Origin of the sequence: Desulfonema magnum (assembly GCF_017377395.1) — a bacterium.
Taxonomy (GTDB): Bacteria; Desulfobacterota; Desulfobacteria; order Desulfobacterales; family 4be13; genus Desulfonema_C; species Desulfonema_C magnum.
In genome coordinates this window covers 3,660,127-3,676,942 of the sequence record NZ_CP061800.1, presented here as the reverse complement: position 1 = coordinate 3,676,942, position 16,816 = coordinate 3,660,127, and the positions used below count along the sequence as shown (strand labels likewise).

At 40.8% G+C, this 16,816-nt stretch carries 12 protein-coding genes; 9 read left to right on the top strand and 3 right to left on the bottom strand.

Annotated elements, in window-relative coordinates; translation table 11 throughout:
* The first annotated feature begins 9 nt into the window (after positions 1–9).
* Positions 10–240, top strand: coding sequence for a thioredoxin family protein (locus tag dnm_RS14230; RefSeq protein WP_337833615.1), 231 nt, complete (start codon positions 10–12; stop codon positions 238–240).
* Here dnm_RS14230 and dnm_RS14225 read toward each other — a convergent pair.
* Complete coding sequence (locus dnm_RS14225; RefSeq protein ID WP_207683297.1) at positions 195–1,961, bottom strand: lytic transglycosylase domain-containing protein; 1,767 nt, start codon at positions 1,959–1,961, stop codon at positions 195–197. The genes dnm_RS14230 and dnm_RS14225 overlap by 46 nt on opposite strands.
* A gap of 1,199 nt (positions 1,962–3,160) precedes the next feature.
* Between dnm_RS14225 and dnm_RS14220 the strand changes: the two genes are divergently transcribed.
* Positions 3,161–3,889 (top strand): tetratricopeptide repeat protein, encoded by a 729-nt coding sequence (locus dnm_RS14220; protein WP_207683296.1) that lies wholly within the window; start codon positions 3,161–3,163, stop codon positions 3,887–3,889.
* A gap of 701 nt (positions 3,890–4,590) precedes the next feature.
* Here dnm_RS14220 and dnm_RS14215 read toward each other — a convergent pair.
* Positions 4,591–5,967 carry a sigma-54-dependent transcriptional regulator gene (locus tag dnm_RS14215; protein WP_207683295.1) on the bottom strand — a complete coding sequence of 459 codons (1,377 nt, stop codon included), beginning with the start codon at positions 5,965–5,967 and terminating at the stop codon, positions 4,591–4,593.
* 2 nt (positions 5,968–5,969) lie between these two features.
* Complete coding sequence (locus tag dnm_RS14210) at positions 5,970–7,445, bottom strand: two-component system sensor histidine kinase NtrB (protein WP_246556325.1); 1,476 nt, start codon at positions 7,443–7,445, stop codon at positions 5,970–5,972.
* Between the two features lie 272 nt (positions 7,446–7,717).
* Here dnm_RS14210 and dnm_RS14205 point away from each other — a divergent pair, with 272 nt between their 5' ends.
* From dnm_RS14205 to dnm_RS14175, 7 genes are all read left to right on the top strand, one after another.
* The gene (locus dnm_RS14205; protein ID WP_207683294.1) at positions 7,718–7,978 is read left to right on the top strand and encodes a hypothetical protein; all 261 of its coding nucleotides are present in this window, start codon (positions 7,718–7,720) and stop codon (positions 7,976–7,978) included.
* A gap of 910 nt (positions 7,979–8,888) precedes the next feature.
* Positions 8,889–9,944: a type IV pilus assembly protein PilM gene (gene pilM, locus dnm_RS14200; protein ID WP_207683293.1), complete on the top strand. Its 1,056-nt coding sequence runs from the start codon at positions 8,889–8,891 to the stop codon at positions 9,942–9,944.
* A 70-nt stretch (positions 9,945–10,014) separates the two neighbouring features.
* Positions 10,015–10,707, top strand: a complete 693-nt coding sequence (locus tag dnm_RS14195; RefSeq protein WP_207683292.1) for a PilN domain-containing protein — start codon at positions 10,015–10,017, stop codon at positions 10,705–10,707.
* A 38-nt stretch (positions 10,708–10,745) separates the two neighbouring features.
* Positions 10,746–11,441 (top strand): type IV pilus inner membrane component PilO, encoded by a 696-nt coding sequence (locus dnm_RS14190; RefSeq protein ID WP_207683291.1) that lies wholly within the window; start codon positions 10,746–10,748, stop codon positions 11,439–11,441.
* Positions 11,442–11,908: 467 nt separating this feature from the next.
* Positions 11,909–13,123 (top strand): pilus assembly protein PilP, encoded by a 1,215-nt coding sequence (locus dnm_RS14185; RefSeq protein WP_207683290.1) that lies wholly within the window; start codon positions 11,909–11,911, stop codon positions 13,121–13,123.
* A complete protein-coding gene (locus tag dnm_RS14180) occupies positions 13,120–13,257 on the top strand; it encodes a hypothetical protein (RefSeq protein WP_207683289.1) in 138 nt (45 codons plus the stop codon). The genes dnm_RS14185 and dnm_RS14180 overlap by 4 nt, the downstream gene beginning before the upstream one ends.
* Positions 13,244–16,723 carry a type IV pilus secretin PilQ gene (locus dnm_RS14175; protein WP_207683288.1) on the top strand — a complete coding sequence of 1,160 codons (3,480 nt, stop codon included), beginning with the start codon at positions 13,244–13,246 and terminating at the stop codon, positions 16,721–16,723. Before dnm_RS14180 ends, dnm_RS14175 begins: the two co-directional genes overlap by 14 nt.
* The last annotated feature ends 93 nt before the right edge of the window (positions 16,724–16,816 follow it).

The window sequence follows — 16,816 nt, the reverse complement described above, 5'->3', positions numbered from 1 at the left end:
CGTTCACCAATCCCAAACTCCCCCCCAAACATTGGGGCCGGGGGGGGCAAATGTAAGCACATCGAAAAACTGATCAGGGAGGCGGCTGATGAGACCGGGGCTGATGCTCAGATTGAAAAGATCACAACTGTTATGAAAATTGCCGGTTACGGTGTGTTCGGAACCCCTCTTCTTCTGAAAAATATGAACATCAATTACCCTCCGGGAATCCTTAATAATTGTCCTGCTCTGATTTTTTGAGGGTTTTTCAGAGAATTTAACTTTATAATTGCCCTCGGGGAAGTGTTATAAAGTTTCGCGATTCTGATCAGTGTCTGCCCTCTTTTCACCCGATGGCGCTTCCGCCTGCTCTTGACTAATGACTTTTTGCGCCGTGTCTGTTTTTTCAATTTTGGTGCTTCTTTACCATTCGCAGAAATGTATTTTCCCGGGATTTTTAACCATTGTCCGATCCTGATCCTTTTAGGGTTCCTGATACCGTTTAATCTCATAAATGCTTTTACTGAAGTCTTATGGGCTCTGGCAATTGCAGAAAGTGTCTGACCCCTTCTTACCCGGTGTTTCTTCTGATGGAGGATATACTGGTATTTCAGGTTATCCGGAATGGTTTTATATCCTAATGCCAGCAAATCTTTTTGGTCAGCCAGCACATTTAGCTGATATCCTTTGGGAATAAACGTGTTGTGACTGAATACGGATCGGTCAAGTGCCGGATTCAATTTTTTAATATCACTTGCCGTGATCTGACAATATTCTTCCAGAGTTTTCATGGTAACATAATCCGGAAGTTCCAGGCGGATAATTTCCAGAGATTCATCAAGTTCGATATCTTTAAAATATTTAGTATGTTGAGTAACAATCTCCCGGGCTGCTAAAAATTCGGGATAAAAGTTTCGGGATGCAAATTGAAAACTCCTGCTCTCGTATTGTTCGATAATATCTTCGATATGTTCCGATCCCACTTGCTTTACAGCATTTTTCATTCCCTGTAGTCCGTGATTATATGAGGTAATGGCCAGAGGCCATGATCCCAGAATATTGTAATTATTTTTTAAAAATCGGGCCGCGGCCTGTGTGGATAAAAGCGGATCTCTGCGTTCATCCACCACCCCGCTAATGATAAGATCATACTCTTTTCCTGTTCTTTTCATGAATTGCCACATGCCTGATGCACCCACATAAGATTTTGCATATGGATTAAATCCTGACTCGATCATGGGAAGACAGACAATATCCTCCGGAAGCCCCTGTTTTGCAAAGATTTGTTTCATGGTGTCAATATATTTTCCAGAACGGATAAGGCCTGCTTTGAAAGTATCCGCAATCCCGAACTGAGCATGGATACGGTCTTTGGCATCTTTTTTTTTGAAACGGGGTGATTCGGTAATGTCTGCAAACAGGGAATAAACTCGTTGTTCTTCTTTAGTCATGTTTTCGGGCGCATCCCAGGGAAGGTTTTCAAGAAGCTGTTTATATTTTTCCCGGGCTGCTTTCACAGCTATCCGGGCATCTTTTCTCGTTAAAAAATTTTTCCCTCCGATATCAATGACTTCATAAACAACATTCAGATACCAGTTATCATGAATGACCACATGATCTGCTGTATATACAGTGAATATTTTTTTCCAAAAATCAACCTGGGGTCTGATATTATCCGGAAAGGGAAAGGACGCAGATGCTGAGTCCGACAATAAAATAGGAAATGGGCCGAACACTCTTCTTTCTGAAGGAACAGGCTCAGAGATCTGATGAATTACAGAAGGAATGCTAAGAAAAAAACACGAGAGCACCATGACTCCCATCATGTTTTTAAAGTAAATAAAAATGTTAAACGGTCGTGAACCTGAAGATTTTTTGAGAGCAACCATTTCCTTTTTTTCAGCAGAAGAAAAACGTGATATGTCAGGGTCATCCTGGGCATCATGAGGACTATTATCTGTCGCAGAATTTTTTTCAGTCATAATAATTTCCTTAGTAAAAAAAATATATATTTTTATCCACAAACGATACTGAGCAATTTATAAAAGAACTCTCTGAACTTATATAATATGCTTTTTTTAAAGAAAGACCCTGCGAAAAAAAGTAATAATTTTAAAAGGAGGGGGCTTAATGTTTCTGTCAGAGGGTCTGAACTCTATATTGTCATCAACATAGTTATCTTCATCTCAATACCTCAAAGTTGCTTCTGTTCATTTTTTCCTTTAAAAAAGCCTGAGCAAAACCACAAAAAATAATTTGATATTTAAATGGATTTTAATAGGTTAACCAATATGGATAATCTGATTGAATCTGGTATTCGGTCTGAACTGGAATAAATTTCGGTCTGAACCGGGGTTCTGCTTTATTTGGATATTTACTCTCAAAGCGGGGAATAAGTAATTTTTTAACAATTTGAATTTATAATCTATATTTCCATATAAAATATATTATAGATAAACTATAGCAAAAATAGAATTAAAAAGCAAGTAAAAAAATAAAACAGACATAAAGCACGCAAGAGCATAAAAAAATCAGAGTATCATCCCGGACTGGGCAAACAGGCTCTTTCCGGGTTTTTGCCCAGGTATTTCCAATCTGCGGATAATATATTAAAATGCAATACCGTTCGGCACGATTTTTGCATACATTTGTAACTAACTGAATTCATATATCCGGAAAACTGAAATCCCGAAATGTCCGCCGGGCGTTTTTCGGAAACAATTTCTCCAAAATGCGGAAATGCCGGGCATTTCCGTCCGGCTATGCAAAAATCATGCCGAACGATATTGATTAAAATGACTCTTTTTTAACCAGTTCCAAGGTTATCAATAATTTTATTTAAAAAAGTTCTTGCACAAAAAACGAGACTGTGCCTATTTTTTTTAAATTAGAAAAACTACTACCTGACCGAAATGAACCTGACGGATGACAGACCTCCGAGGTTTTGGAAACCTCGGAGGTCTTCGGCAGCCAGAACCGTCATAATCAATGCGGTCGGATACTACAGGAAAGTCAGATAAGAAGCGGATTGAATCCCTCTCTTATGAATCCCGTTTTTTATACGAAATACCTGTAGCAAAGGTGAGTTTTATAATTTCCTATGCAGGAACAGAAAAACTTGATCATTGAGAATTAACGAATTCTAATTTAATAATTTAAAAAGCAAAATTTCGGAGGAACGATGGCTAAGAAGAAAGTATCACGGAAAGCACTGCTCAAGGAACCAGATGAGTTTCTGAGTTTTTCAAGAAGATTATTTTTGTTTGTGATGGAACATCAGGTTCAGATTTCCATTGGACTGGGGATATTCTTTGCTGTTATTCTTGCCATTTCAGGGATTCGGTATTTTTCAGACAGGGCTGAAACCAACGCTTCTGCTTTGGTCGCAAAGGCTGTTGAAAAATATGAAACAGCAATGAAAGATAAGACAGCGGCTGAGGCTTATGCTGAGGTGCAAACGGATTTTCAAAAAATTTTGAAAGCCTATTCCGGAAAAGAGTCTGGAAAACTGGCAAGAGTAATATATGCCGGAGTTTGCTATAACGGAGGGGCGTTTGACAAGGCCATACAGCTATATAACGAAGCGATTCAGGACTTTGATGCAAACCCGTCTTTTAAAAACCTTATTCTGAGCAGCCTGGGTTATGCGTATGAGGGAAAAAAAGATTTCAAAAATGCGGTAAAGTACTTTGAACAGATTACCAAAGCCCCTGAGCTTATCATGAAAGATGAAGCGTTTTTCAATCTGGGCAGACTTTATGCTGAGATGGGCAACACCGACAAAAGCATGGATGCCTTTAAGAAAATTATTGCTGACTATGGCGATTCCATATATATTGAACTTGTAAAGGAAACACTGCGATCAGAGGAACTTGTAAATGATCCTGCTGAGTCAGCAAAGAACGGATAGTCCGGGACAAAAAAAAACGGCCAACCGACCCCCCGGTTCGCCGTTAAGGAAGAAAAAAAGATGAAAAAATTATTAGGTTATATTTATTCTTATGCAAATTCCTTGCCAAAAGGTGTTGCTATTTAAAAAAAACTGAAACTTTTATCAGATACTGTTCATCTATATTCTGATATCTGATTAAAATTTGATTGCTCAGACGCCGAATTTTTCTGACATCATCTTTCCCTTATCCTGTTTTGGACAGGATCCGTTTCTTTTCACCGTCAGCATCTCTCAGACACTGCTCCGTCTTCCAAACAAAACGGCGACCCGATTATATTCGGGTTCGCCGTTAAGGAGGAAAAAAAGATGAAAAAATTATTAGGTTATATATCATTCTTATGCAAAATCCTTGCCAAATAATACTGTCACTTTTGAAAAAAATGATACTTATATTTTTATCTTATAAATTTAAATTGTTAAACGAATATATTTTTTAAAATAAAAGGATTCTGTCCAGGATATCTGCTGAATACAGAAATCGGTTTTGCGGGTCTGAAGGAATTTTTGTTCAATTTTTTGAACCCCTCTTCAGATGAAATTTTATAACCTCTTTATTTTTAATAATTATATTCTTTTTTTATCAGGTTCAAAATTATGAACCCAAATTTTAATAAAATGTTTTATATATTATAACAATAGGTTATATAAGAAAATAAAATTCAGTCTTTAAAACTCAGCTTATACCGTTTTATTTTCTGGTTCAGTCCGCTTTTTGTAATACCGAGAAGCTGGGCAGCATGCGCCTGAATATTACCTGTCATTTTCAACGCTCTTTCGATCATTTTTTGTTCCACCATGGCAAGCGTCCTGCTTAATTTTGCATTCGCGGGTATCCCGTCAAGATGTAATGTATTATAAACATTATCCTTAAAATTCTTAGGAAGATCAGAGACCCTGATAATCTCACCCGGGCATAAAATCACGGCCCGTTCAATCACATTCTCAAGTTCACGAACATTTCCTGGCCAACTGTAATCGTAAAACAGATGTTCAACTGCCTGATCAATGTTTTTTACAGGGATATCGGATCTGCGTTCATCCGCATATTTTTTTATAAAATGATTTACCAGCAGATAAATATCTTCTAAGCGTTTTCTTAAAGTCGGCAGCACAATAGGCAGCACATTCAGCCGATAAAAAAGGTCCTCACGAAACCGACCCTGGCTGACTTCCTCTTTCAGTTCTTTATTTGTGGCCGCGATAATTCGAATATCAACGGAAATCTGCTTAACCCCGCCCACTCTTTCAAAAGATTTTTCCTGAAGCACCCGCAGGAGTTTTACCTGAAGATTTTGCGACAGTTCACCAATTTCATCCAGGAACAAAGTGCCGCCGTCAGCCAGTTCAAACCGTCCCTTTTTCATAGCGGCCGCACCTGTGAATGCCCCTTTTTCATGTCCGAAAAGTTCACTTTCAAGAAGATTTTCAGCAAAGGCAGAACAATTAACCGCAACAAACGGCTTGTCATGCCGGGGGCTGTTAAAATGAATGGATTTTGCCACAAGTTCCTTGCCGGTGCCGCTCTCGCCTTCGATCAGCACGGTTGCGCTGGCCGGAGCCACTTTACGGATGGTATCAAAAACATCCTGCATAATTTTACTTTTTCCGATGATATTTCCGAAACTGTACTGAGATTCGACGGCATTGCGGAGATGTCTGTTTTCTTTGACCACCTGGTACATGGCAATGGCTTTGTTCACATAAATAATCAGGCTTTCATTGTCAAACGGCTTGAGAATATAGTTATAAGCCCCTTTCTGCATTGCCTCCACGGCTTTTTCAACCGTACCATATGCGGTCATCATGATCACCGGGAGCTGCGGATCTTTTACTTTGACATTTTCAAGCAGTTCAATGCCGTCCATGGAAGGCATTTTCATATCGGTAAGCACCAGGTCAACATCTGAATTTTTTAATATTTCAAGTGCTTCATGGCTGCTGTTTGCTGTCAGGGTCTCAAATCCTTCTTCTTCCAGAACCGCGCTTAATATGAGCGGATAATTTTTTTCATCATCTACAATCAGAACCGTCTCCATGCTTAATTCCCCTTTTCAATCCCTACGGGTAATTCTATGGTAACTTTGGCACCGCATACGGGCCTGTTATCCAATCGAATATTCCCTCCGTGGGACTCAATGATGTTTTTGACGATGCCGAGTCCCAGGCCTGTTCCTGTATCTTTGGTGGTAAAAAAAGGATCCCATATTTTCTCCATAACATTTTCGGAAATCCCCTCCCCTTCATCTTTAAAAAATATTGTCAGATGATTATCATCCGAAACGGTCTCAATCCGGATTTTTCCGCCACCCGGCATGGTCTGCATGGCATTTATCAGAATGTTAAGAAATGCCTGGTAAATCATGTCGGAATCCGCCATTATTTCCAGGCGGTCACTGCCATAATCCTTTTCAATGACATGGTTCTGCTCTCTGATCTGTGACGCAAGAAATGTGACATTTTTTTCAAGAATTTCATCAACACGGCATGGACTCAGATTCGGAACTCTGGGTTTTGCAAAATCCAGAAAATCCGTTATGATATTATTGAGCCGGTTGGCTTCCTCAACAATGATATTCGGAATGGTGTTTGAAGGGTCAAATTTGAGCATTTTTTTCTTTAAAAGCTCTGCCGAACTCCTGATAATCCCCAGGGGATTACGGATTTCATGAGAAATTCCCGCAACCATCTCACCCAGCGAAGATAAGCGTTGCGCACGACTTAGCTGCTCCTTTAACCGGATTCTTTCCAAGTTTCGCGTCTGAATAATACCTTCCCCTCTGTTGACCAGAAAACGAAGTGTCACAAAAAGGACGCTCATAACCATGGTGCAGGTGATGATCACCCGTATCTGAAATCTGAAAATGGCTTTGTAATCTTCTGACAGATCTTGTACGATTTCAATGACTCCCAGCACAGGGCCTGATAATCTGTAAGGCCTTTCTGCACGAATCGGAGCAAAGGTGCTCATTTTACTTTTTTGGGGAAATCCGAGAAAGAAACCCAGCTTTTCCCCGATTTGTTCCCAGACTCCGGCCTGAGAAGATGAAGGAATATAGATCAGTTTTGAGCTTAAATTGCCCAAAACCGCATTATGATACTCCGGACCGCCCATATCTTTTTTTCCAACCATTTCCTGGTGAAAACTATAGGAAATAATATTATTCATATCATAAATGTTTACCGTATCCACCTTAAAGCTGTGCAGGGTGCTTCTGACAACTTCATCCATTCGCTCAAATTGTTTTTTGTTTCTGAGCTGGACTTTGCGAAATTTGATCATCACAGGAAGAATGAATTTTGAAAAAATCTGGTGATTAAGATTTTCCACAAGAAGCTGGGCATATTCTTCACTTTTTTCAAATTGCATGGCTTTTGCCCAATGGGTGTTCAGGAAAGACAGCACAAGCGTTCCCAGAAAAATAACAATGAAACTTGTAAAGCTGAAATACTTTACCAGCCTGAAAGGCTTTACTTTTTCTTCTGATATTTCAGTCATATAAAAAATAGCGATCAAAAAAAATTCATCCCGGTCCCGCGCGGGAGAGCAGTACCGAAATCGTATTTATAATCTGTTTAACTGATTGATTATAAATGTTTTTAATGCATTTTACCCGTATTTGTGACTTCAATATATTACCAGAACTTATAACTGTACGAATTTTTTATGATAAAGCCTATGGTTATTAAAGTCAAGGGGGAACGGGCCGAAAACGTCACTCAAAAAGTTTTCAGCACAAAAGGAGTGCAAAAATAGAGCGAAGCGGTTTTTTGCACCACCGTGGCAGGATGCAAAAAACCGCTTCGCTCTATTTTTGCACTCCGGAAAAGATTTTCGGTCTGCTGCAAAAAACCGCTTCGCTCTATTTTTGCACTCCGGAAAAGATTTTCGGTCCGCTGCAAAAAACCGCTTCGCTCTATTTTTGCACTCCGGAAAGGATTTTCGGTCTGCTGCAAAAAACCGCTTCGCTCTATTTTTGCACTCCGGAAAGGATTTTCGGTCCGCTGATTTTGTCTCATCTTATTTCCCATGCTTCCGCGTGGGAATAAGATCGGGAACGGAACAGGCAGACAGGCTCAGAATCCGATTTGCAAAATTGTTCTGCCACAAAGTGCGGGCTGACAAATGAAGGCTACTCACTTTTTTTATGGAGGTTGCAGATTTTTTAAAAATAAATTCTTTTATTTGAATGGGTTAAGGTTTTATATATTTTTGATTTGTAAAAATTGTCCAATTTTTTGTATAGTAATATAAATACCTGAGCAAAAATTTCTTACAGATATTTTTTCCGCGAACAGCGGAGAACCCCGGGTTTTTCCTTCACGGGGGGCGGATCATTCCGGTAAAAAAAAACCGGGTTTCTTCCCGGGCAAATATTGAAAATTTATGGTCAGGCACTTACATATAGAAATAACATCCTGAGATTTCCCAATTTTTTTGTTCAGATACTTATGTATTTAAAATACGATATGTTATAAATGTATTCTTTTTCATTTTACAAAAAAAGAGGGTTGTATCCTTTTTCTTGACGATATTTCTCTGAACTGTTATTAAAAACGCTTTAAGAAAATCCGGAATCCTGATTTCATAAGTCTGAAGCAAGCGGGATGTTACGGATATCATATGTCAAAAATAAAAATGCGGAATATTTCTTTGAATACGCTTTATCGTCTTGATTTATATCTTATGTTTTGAGATAAATAATAAAGATATATGCAGCAGGAGAGCAGACCATCTGAATACAAATTTCATTCGCTCTGACTATGATAAAAGAAATTAAGCACCTGCCACCCGACTGAATTAAGTTTGACAGATCACTTTTGAAGGATTTGACGCTTTACCATACAATTTCACCTGCTCAGATTATCGCTGTGAGGCACTGTCACAAGTTGTCCGAGTTTAAGCCGGACAGTCACACCTGACAGATAAAACAAGATGTTTGACAATTAGGCATATATTATGGCATTTGGAAAAAAGAAAGTTTGTATTATTGGTTTGGATATAGGCTCCAGGACTTTAAAAATTGCCGAGCTTGCAGATACAAAACAGGGATATGAACTGAAAAAATTCGGCATGAGCGATATTGAACCGGGGCTTATCGAAGAGGGGACCATTAAGAATCCTGAAGCGGTTGCCGGTTCCATCCGTCAGCTCTTCAAGATGTATAAAATAAAAGACCCGAATGTTGCCACTTCCATCGGGGGATATTCGATTATTGTCAAAACAATTACCCTTCCCAACATGGATGAAGAAAAACTTCATGAACAAATTCAGGAGGAAGCGGAAACATATATTCCCTTTGATATCAACGATGTAAACCTTGATTTTCAGATACTCGGGGAAAATATAGATAATTCGGACGACATGGACGTGCTTCTGGTCGCGGCCAAAAAAGAAATGGTGAACGATTATGCCAACCTGATCCAAATGGCCAATCTGAACCCTTGTATTATGGATGTGGACGCATTTGCCTTGCAAAATATCTATGAAGCGAATTATGATACAGAGGATGAAAGTGTCGCGCTCATTGATATCGGAGCCAATAAAACAACGCTGAATATTCTGAAAAACGGTCTTAGCGTATTGGTACGGGATGTTTCCCTCGGATGCCGGCAGATAAACCAGCAGATTATTTCGCGTATGGAGTGTTCTGTGGAAGAAGCTGAAAAAATGTACCAAAACAGCGAATCAGACGAACTTCCGGCCAAAGAGGTGGTTGAAATTATTTCTTCAGTTGTTACGGACTGGTATACGGAGATCAAACATGCCCTTGATTTTTTTTATTCCACATACCCCGGAGATCATATAAAAAGGATAATTCTGAGCGGAGGGGGGGCCAATATTAAGCGATTTCGTGAGGTTCTGGCCGAAGAGGCGACAACTGAAGTTGAAATTATCAATCCGTTTGAGAGCATTTCCACAGGCAGTGAATTTGATCCCTCATATCTTGAAAAGGTATCGCCGCAGGCTGCTATCTGTCTGGGACTTGCTATGAGAAGAGCCGGAGACAAATAAAATTGAAAATTGAGAACTGAAGATTTGTCAGCACAATATTCAACTATTCAATTTTCAATAGAAAAGACAAATGATACGAATTAATCTGCTGCCTTACCGGGCAGCTCAAATAAAAGAGAACGTACGCAATCAGATTATTATTTTCCTTTTCATTATTGCGGCCTTTACCTGTGTCCTGGGGTATTTTCATTTCTGGTTCAGCGGTAAAATAGACGCGCTGAAAACCGAAAAAGAAAAAACACAGAAAGAGATTGTCAGATATAACAAAGAGGTCGAAAAAGTTGAAAAAATCAAACAAAAAATGGCTGTTCTGAAGGAAAAGCTGAAAGTTATAAAAAAGCTTGACACGGATCGTTATGCAGCTTTTCGTCTTCTTGACTCTCTGACAAAAACGGCGGTTGAGAATCGGATGTGGCTTACCAAATTTGAGGCCATTGATCAGATCCCAAAGAAAACAAAGAAAAAAAAGAAAAAAAAAGAGGGTGAAAAAGAACAAAAAGAAAAGATTATTGTCAATATTAAAATTGAAGGGATTGCTTTAGATAATAAAACCGTGGCTGATTTCATGCTCCGCCTTGAGAATGCAAAACAGGATGGAGCAAATCTCTTTACCAATATAAAATTAGCGTTGCTGATGCAAATGAATATCAAAAGTGGTAAAAACAAGCCGGATATAAGCCTTAAAAAATTTCAAATTGAATGTCAGAAGGCTGATGTGGAACAGAGCGAAAAAAGTAAACAAAAAAATGCTCCCAAAAACTAATAAAAATCCGTCACCCGACACAAGCAAAGCAATAAAAAATGAGCCTCTCCAAATCCATTGATCCTCTTGTTGAAAAAATAGAAAAGCTGTCAAAACCTGTCAGAATTGTCATATGTGTTGTAACTCTTATTCTTATCGCTGCACCTTTTGTATATTTTTCTTATCTTCCCCAATACAATGATATCAACAAACTGACCACTGAACTGAAGAAAATGCAAGCTGAACTTAAAGAAGCCATACGGAAGGCAAAAGAGCTTGATAAATTCAAAAAACAGATGAAAGACGTAGAAGTTCAATTTAATATTGCAAAAAAAGCGCTTCCCGAGAGTGATGAGATACCGGGCCTTCTGACAAACATCTCCCACGCGGGTCAGGATGCGGACATGGAATTTTTGCTTTTCAGGCCGGAAACAAAAAAGAAAGTAAAAAAGAAGAAAAAGAAAAAAGGAACAGAAGAAAAACCAAGCTTTTACACTGATATTCCCATCTCAGTAGAAGTGTTGGGAAACTATCACAATGCCATACTTTTTTTTGACAAAGTTTCAAGGCTGAACAGAATTGTGAATATAAGAAACATCAGCATAGCTCCGTCAGGAGGAAAAGGGAAAAAGAAAGAAGGAACTCAGAAAAATGAACTAAAAGTATCATGCATGGCTGTCACTTACAAATTTGTGGAAACTCCGCCCAAGGCTTCGTCTTCTGATGAAAAGAAAGAGAAGAAGAAAAAGAAATAATTATAAGGGGCAGGTTGCCCAAATTAGGGAGCTGCAGTGCAGCATATTGAAATATGACTATAAACGCTCATGAAGACTTCGGGTTTTTCGCCCCCGGTTATGAAAATATTTTCAGATAAAAAACCCGGGTTTTCAAAATGTATTTTCACGGTAAAAATATTTTTAAATATCCTTTATCAAAGGCTTTGGTTCAGATTAATTTTAATAAAATTAAATAATTATAAAAGATACCAAAATCTGCTGACCCATTGATGATGAACCCCCCTTCTGCTGAACCATTGTTTCTTATTTTGAGCTTGGTGAATAAAATGATACGCTATCTGTTCTGTTTTTTATGTTTTCTTTACGTTTTTTTGGGGAGCGTCAGTGAAGCTGACTCACCTCAGATAACGACCAAAGTGATCCGAAAAAAGATAACTGCCCACCCGGCAAAGATGATCCCTCCGGCAGATACCGGAGTGTCGGAGATGAAAAGCGAGAAACCCTCTGCTGATTCGGATCAGAGCCCGGGTGAAAAGCCCGCGGACATAAAACAGGTCAAAGCTGAACCGGAAGAGAAACCGCTGAAAAAAGCTGATGCAAAACATTTGGTGACAGAAGCCGGAGATAAACAGGAACCCGGACAAGAGCCTGTTGTTTCTTCATCCAAAGGCTCCAAAGTGATTAAAAAAAAGATAACCGGGCAGCCAGCTAAAATTTTACCGCCAGTAAAAGCCGATACTTCGGACATTGCCAAAAAAACCAAACCGTCTGAGAAGCCGGCAGCTCCGGAGATAAAGGCAACAAAACCGGAACCGGAAAAAAAATCTGTTTCAGCACCGTTAGCAAAAAAGACTGTTGCTGATGAAAAAGATAAGGCTCAGAAACCCGTGGCCTCTTCTCCAAAATCTCAAAAGGCCCCGGCAGAACCAGTTGCCAGGACAGACACGGATATAAAGCCGGAACAGACTGATGCTTCTGAAAAAATTAAACCTGCCAAATCAGCCAGAGCAGATAAAAAAACAGATGAATCTGAGAAAGGTGCCTCAGAAATTGCAAAATCCGGTAAATCAGCTAAACCGGATAAATCGCCGCCTGACCTGAAAATAGCAGAGAAGAAAGATAAAATGAAAAAGGATGCTTCAGAAATCGTCAAATCCGAAAAATCCGTCAAAGCGGAGAAATCCGATGAAAAACTGCCAGATTTTATAACCGCCTCACTGGGTCGCGACTCCAAGAGGGCGTCTGAAGATAAATCTGCTGGTAAATCGGAAGAATATAATCCGAAAGGAAAGGTGGATCCGTTCGAGCCTCTGTTCAAAGAAGAAAAGGGCGTCACAAAAGCTGAACTGGAAAAGAAGGCAAAAGACGCGGAGGAAGCAAAAAAAAGGGGAAAAAAGCAAATAAAAAGAATAAAAAAACGTACCCCCCGCACCCCGCTTGAAAGGGTTGATCTGAGTCAGTTAAAATTAGTGGGAATCATCCATGCTGAAAGTGGAAACAGGGCGCTTGTGGAAGAAGCCTCTGGTAAAGGATACATTATTAACGAGGGAACATATATCGGAATCCATGAAGGGAAAGTCTCAGAAATTTTAAGAGACAGAGTCATTGTTGAAGAAGAAGACGAAGACTTTTCAGGAGAAATAACCATTCGTAAAAGAGAACTGAAACTTCAGAAACCTTTTGGAGAAGAACTGTTATGACTGGAAACTGGAAACTGGAAACTGGAAACTGGAAATTGGAAACTGGAAACTGGAAACTGGAAACCGGAAATTGGAAACTGGAAACTGGAAGCTGGAAATTAGAAAACCGGGGAGGAAACTATGAAGAGAAATAAGGGATGGTTAAAAACGAATTTCGAATATCAGGTTTCAAATATCAAGTTTCAAGTTTCAAATATCAAGTTTCAAATTATCTTCCTTCTGATTTCGAGTTTAATTTTTGCGGGGTGTGCTTCCAATGTGACTTCCAGAGGAAAAAATGAAGGTGCGGAAAAGGTTTCCCAACTCAGGATGATTACCGGCATAAGCCTTTCAGAGACTTCTGAATCGGTTAATGTTTTAGTTAAAGGAAATCAGTCACTGACTTATACCTCAGTCAAACAGCCGATTCCTCTGGCTGTGATCCTTTATTTTTCCGAAACAGGTCTTGACACCTCAGCAGATCAGACAGATATTCCGGGAAGCGGTCTTATCCGTTCACTCAAAGCTTCCGAACTGACTCAGAACGGGCGGACTTCCAGAATCGAAATTTTATTGGAAAAAGACATATCTTACGATATAAGTCGTGAAGGTACAGGGATTAAAATATCTTTCGTAAAGACAGCTGACGAAGCCCTCCCTGGCTTTTTTCAGGAAGATGCGGACCGGGTAACTCGTCCTCCCCGAAGTCCGGAGTCTTTGGAAACTTCGGGGATATCCCCTGCTGTTCCGGAACCTGAAACCCGTCGTCCTGAGCTTGAAATATGGGATCCGAAACTCAGAGCCTGGGTTCCTGCCTCCGGAACGCACAAACCTCAAATTGCAAATCGCAAATCGCAAATCGCAGCCATGCCCACGGCCACCCGGCTGCAATCTGTATATGCAACTCAGTTGAAAGACAGTTTAAAAGTTTTTGTCGGGGCAGACGGGGCCATAACAAATTACAAAGTATTCACCATTGCCAGCCCTGCCCGTATTGTTTTTGACATATTTAATGTGAGAAGTCCTTACTCAAATGAAAAACGGGTCGCGGTCAACTCCGAATGGGTAAAACAGGTCCGATACTTCGGTTATTCTGACAGAGTTCGGCTTGTACTTGACACCAAAAAACCATATCTTTCCGCTTTCTGGGCTTATCCTGTTGAAGCGGGTCTTGAGATTTTTGTGGGTGCGCAAAGCGACAGGCTGAGAGCGGAAAGCAAAAGGACCATGGAAGAGGCTTACAGTCCGAAATCCGGAGTGAAATATCCTGAAGCCACACGCCTGCAATCCGTATATGCGACCCAGATGGAAGACAGTATCATTATTACGGTAAGGGGGGACGGTGCAATAACTGATTACAAAGCATCCGCGGTTGAAAATCCTCCCAGCATTGTTTTTGACATATTTAATGTCCGCGGTCTTTACGAGGAACACGAGTTTCCTGTTGATTCCAAATGGATAAAAAGAGTCCGATACAACAGTTATCCTGATAAGCTCAGGCTTTTTATTGATACGCAAAAAGCTTATCTTTCCGCATTTTCAGCGCATCCGGATAAAAATGGTCTTGTCATCCAAGTTGGCAAGACAGATTCCCGGTCGCGGTCAGATGGTCAGGTTTCAGGTACGATGCCTTCGGATGTCAGATCCGGCTTGGCGTCATCGCCTGAATCCGGCAAACCCGCGTCGGTGGATCTGATCGTTTTTGTACCTGAAGATGCGGGCAAGTCATCGCTTGTTCTCGAGACCTCGAGACAGGTCAGATACGATATAACTGAGACGGCTGATAAAAAGCTGCGACTTGTACTTTTTAACGCCAGAATACCAGAATATCGCTATAAGCAGGGGCCTCTGCTTACCAAGCGTTTTGAAACAGCGGTTGATCAGATTGTTCCTGTGCAAAAACCCGGTGCAAACACATCTGTTTTTGAAATTGATTTGCGTGAAGCCGTGCCTTATTTTATTGAACAAACAGATGAATCAGGGGAAAATCTCTTAATGGTGCATTTTGAGGCATCTTCAATATCTCCCGGACCTGTCCCCGGTTTCTCAGGGCCGGAAAAAATAAAAGAAAGCACAATTGCCGATGCGTCTCGTTTTCCGGAACCGGAGCCACAAACTCCGGAGGCTGAAGTGCGGGCTTCAGGTCCCCGGTATGTTGACACCCCCCCGGCAACGGACCGTTCCGCTGGCGCAGATATGGGAACAGACCACCAGGCTCCCGTGGTCTCGGAAATGCCGCCTGCCGGGGCTGGCAGCGTCAGGACAGATATTCAGCCACCGCCTGCGGCACCGAGATATGCTGAGGGGCCGGACACAGATGATGAAATTACGATCCCTGATGTTACAGAGAAATACACGGGTGAAAAAATCGCTCTGGATTTTTTTGACACGGATATCAGGAATGTGTTTCGTATCCTGAGGGAAGTCAGCGGTAAAAATTTTGCCATAGACGGAGGCGTGAAGGGCAAGGTCACGCTCTCGCTTCAGCGTCCTGTGCCATGGGACCAGGTACTTGATCTGGTTCTGAAAATGAATCAGTTGGGAAAAACCTTTGAGGGAGATATCATCCGTATAGCCACAGTTAAGACCCTCCAGCAGGAAGAGAAGCTGAGGCAGGAAAAAATATTGGAAGAACAATCTCTCAAAGAACAGAAAAAAGCCCTTGATCCGCTTCTGACCGAATATATCGCAGTAAGCTATTCTGATGCCGCGAGTGAAATCATGCCGCATATTAAAAATGTCCTGACCAAAGACCGCGGCACTGTCACCGTGGATAAACGCACAAATATGGTCATCATAACAGATACGGATGAGGCAATAAGGAAAGCCAAAGGAATTGTTGCAAAGCTCGACAGAGTGACCCCGCAGGTGATTATTGAAGCAAGAATCGTCGAAGCCAACTCCAATTTTGCAAAGGAAATCGGAACGGAATGGGGCCTGGAAAGCGGAATCCAGGAGGGCGACACGAATGCCGGTATCGGTCCGCAAAGAAGCTATGATCTTTTGGGTGGCACATATGGCTATAATATGGCGGTGAACCTGCCCCCCGGCGCAAATTTGGGGAGTATCGGTTTGAACTTCACAAGAATAGCCGGAACCCCGTTTTTGCTGAACGCAAAACTCATGGCAATGGAATCTCAGGAGGAGGGAAAGATCATTACCGCGCCGAGGATTCTGACACTGGACAATAAGCCGGCCACAATCAGCCAGGGATTTGAATATCCGTACCAGACAACTGATGATTCAGGAGAGACAACCACCAAATTTAAGAAAGTTGATCTGAATTTGGATGTGACACCGCACATTACGCCTGATAATCGTATTTCAATGAAACTTTCGATCAGTAAAAATGATGTATATGTTCAAACTGAAGAAGGGCCGGCACTGACGACTAAGACCGCCAAGACAGAACTCCTGGTAAATGACGGAGATACGATTGTTATCGGCGGCATTATAAGAACAGAGGATACGGAAAAGACAAGCGGAATTCCCGGACTGTCAAAAATTCCCCTTATTGGCTGGCTGTTTAAGACAGACAAGGATACGGAAGTCAAGCAGGAACTCCTGATATTTATCACGCCCAGAATCGTTCAGCTGGAACAACGTCATTCTCAGTATTGAAAATTGGGAAATGCGAGTGTGTTTATTTTTCACTTCTCATTTTTTTAATTATATATTACAAATAACTACAAGGAAATAAGGATAAGAAAAGGA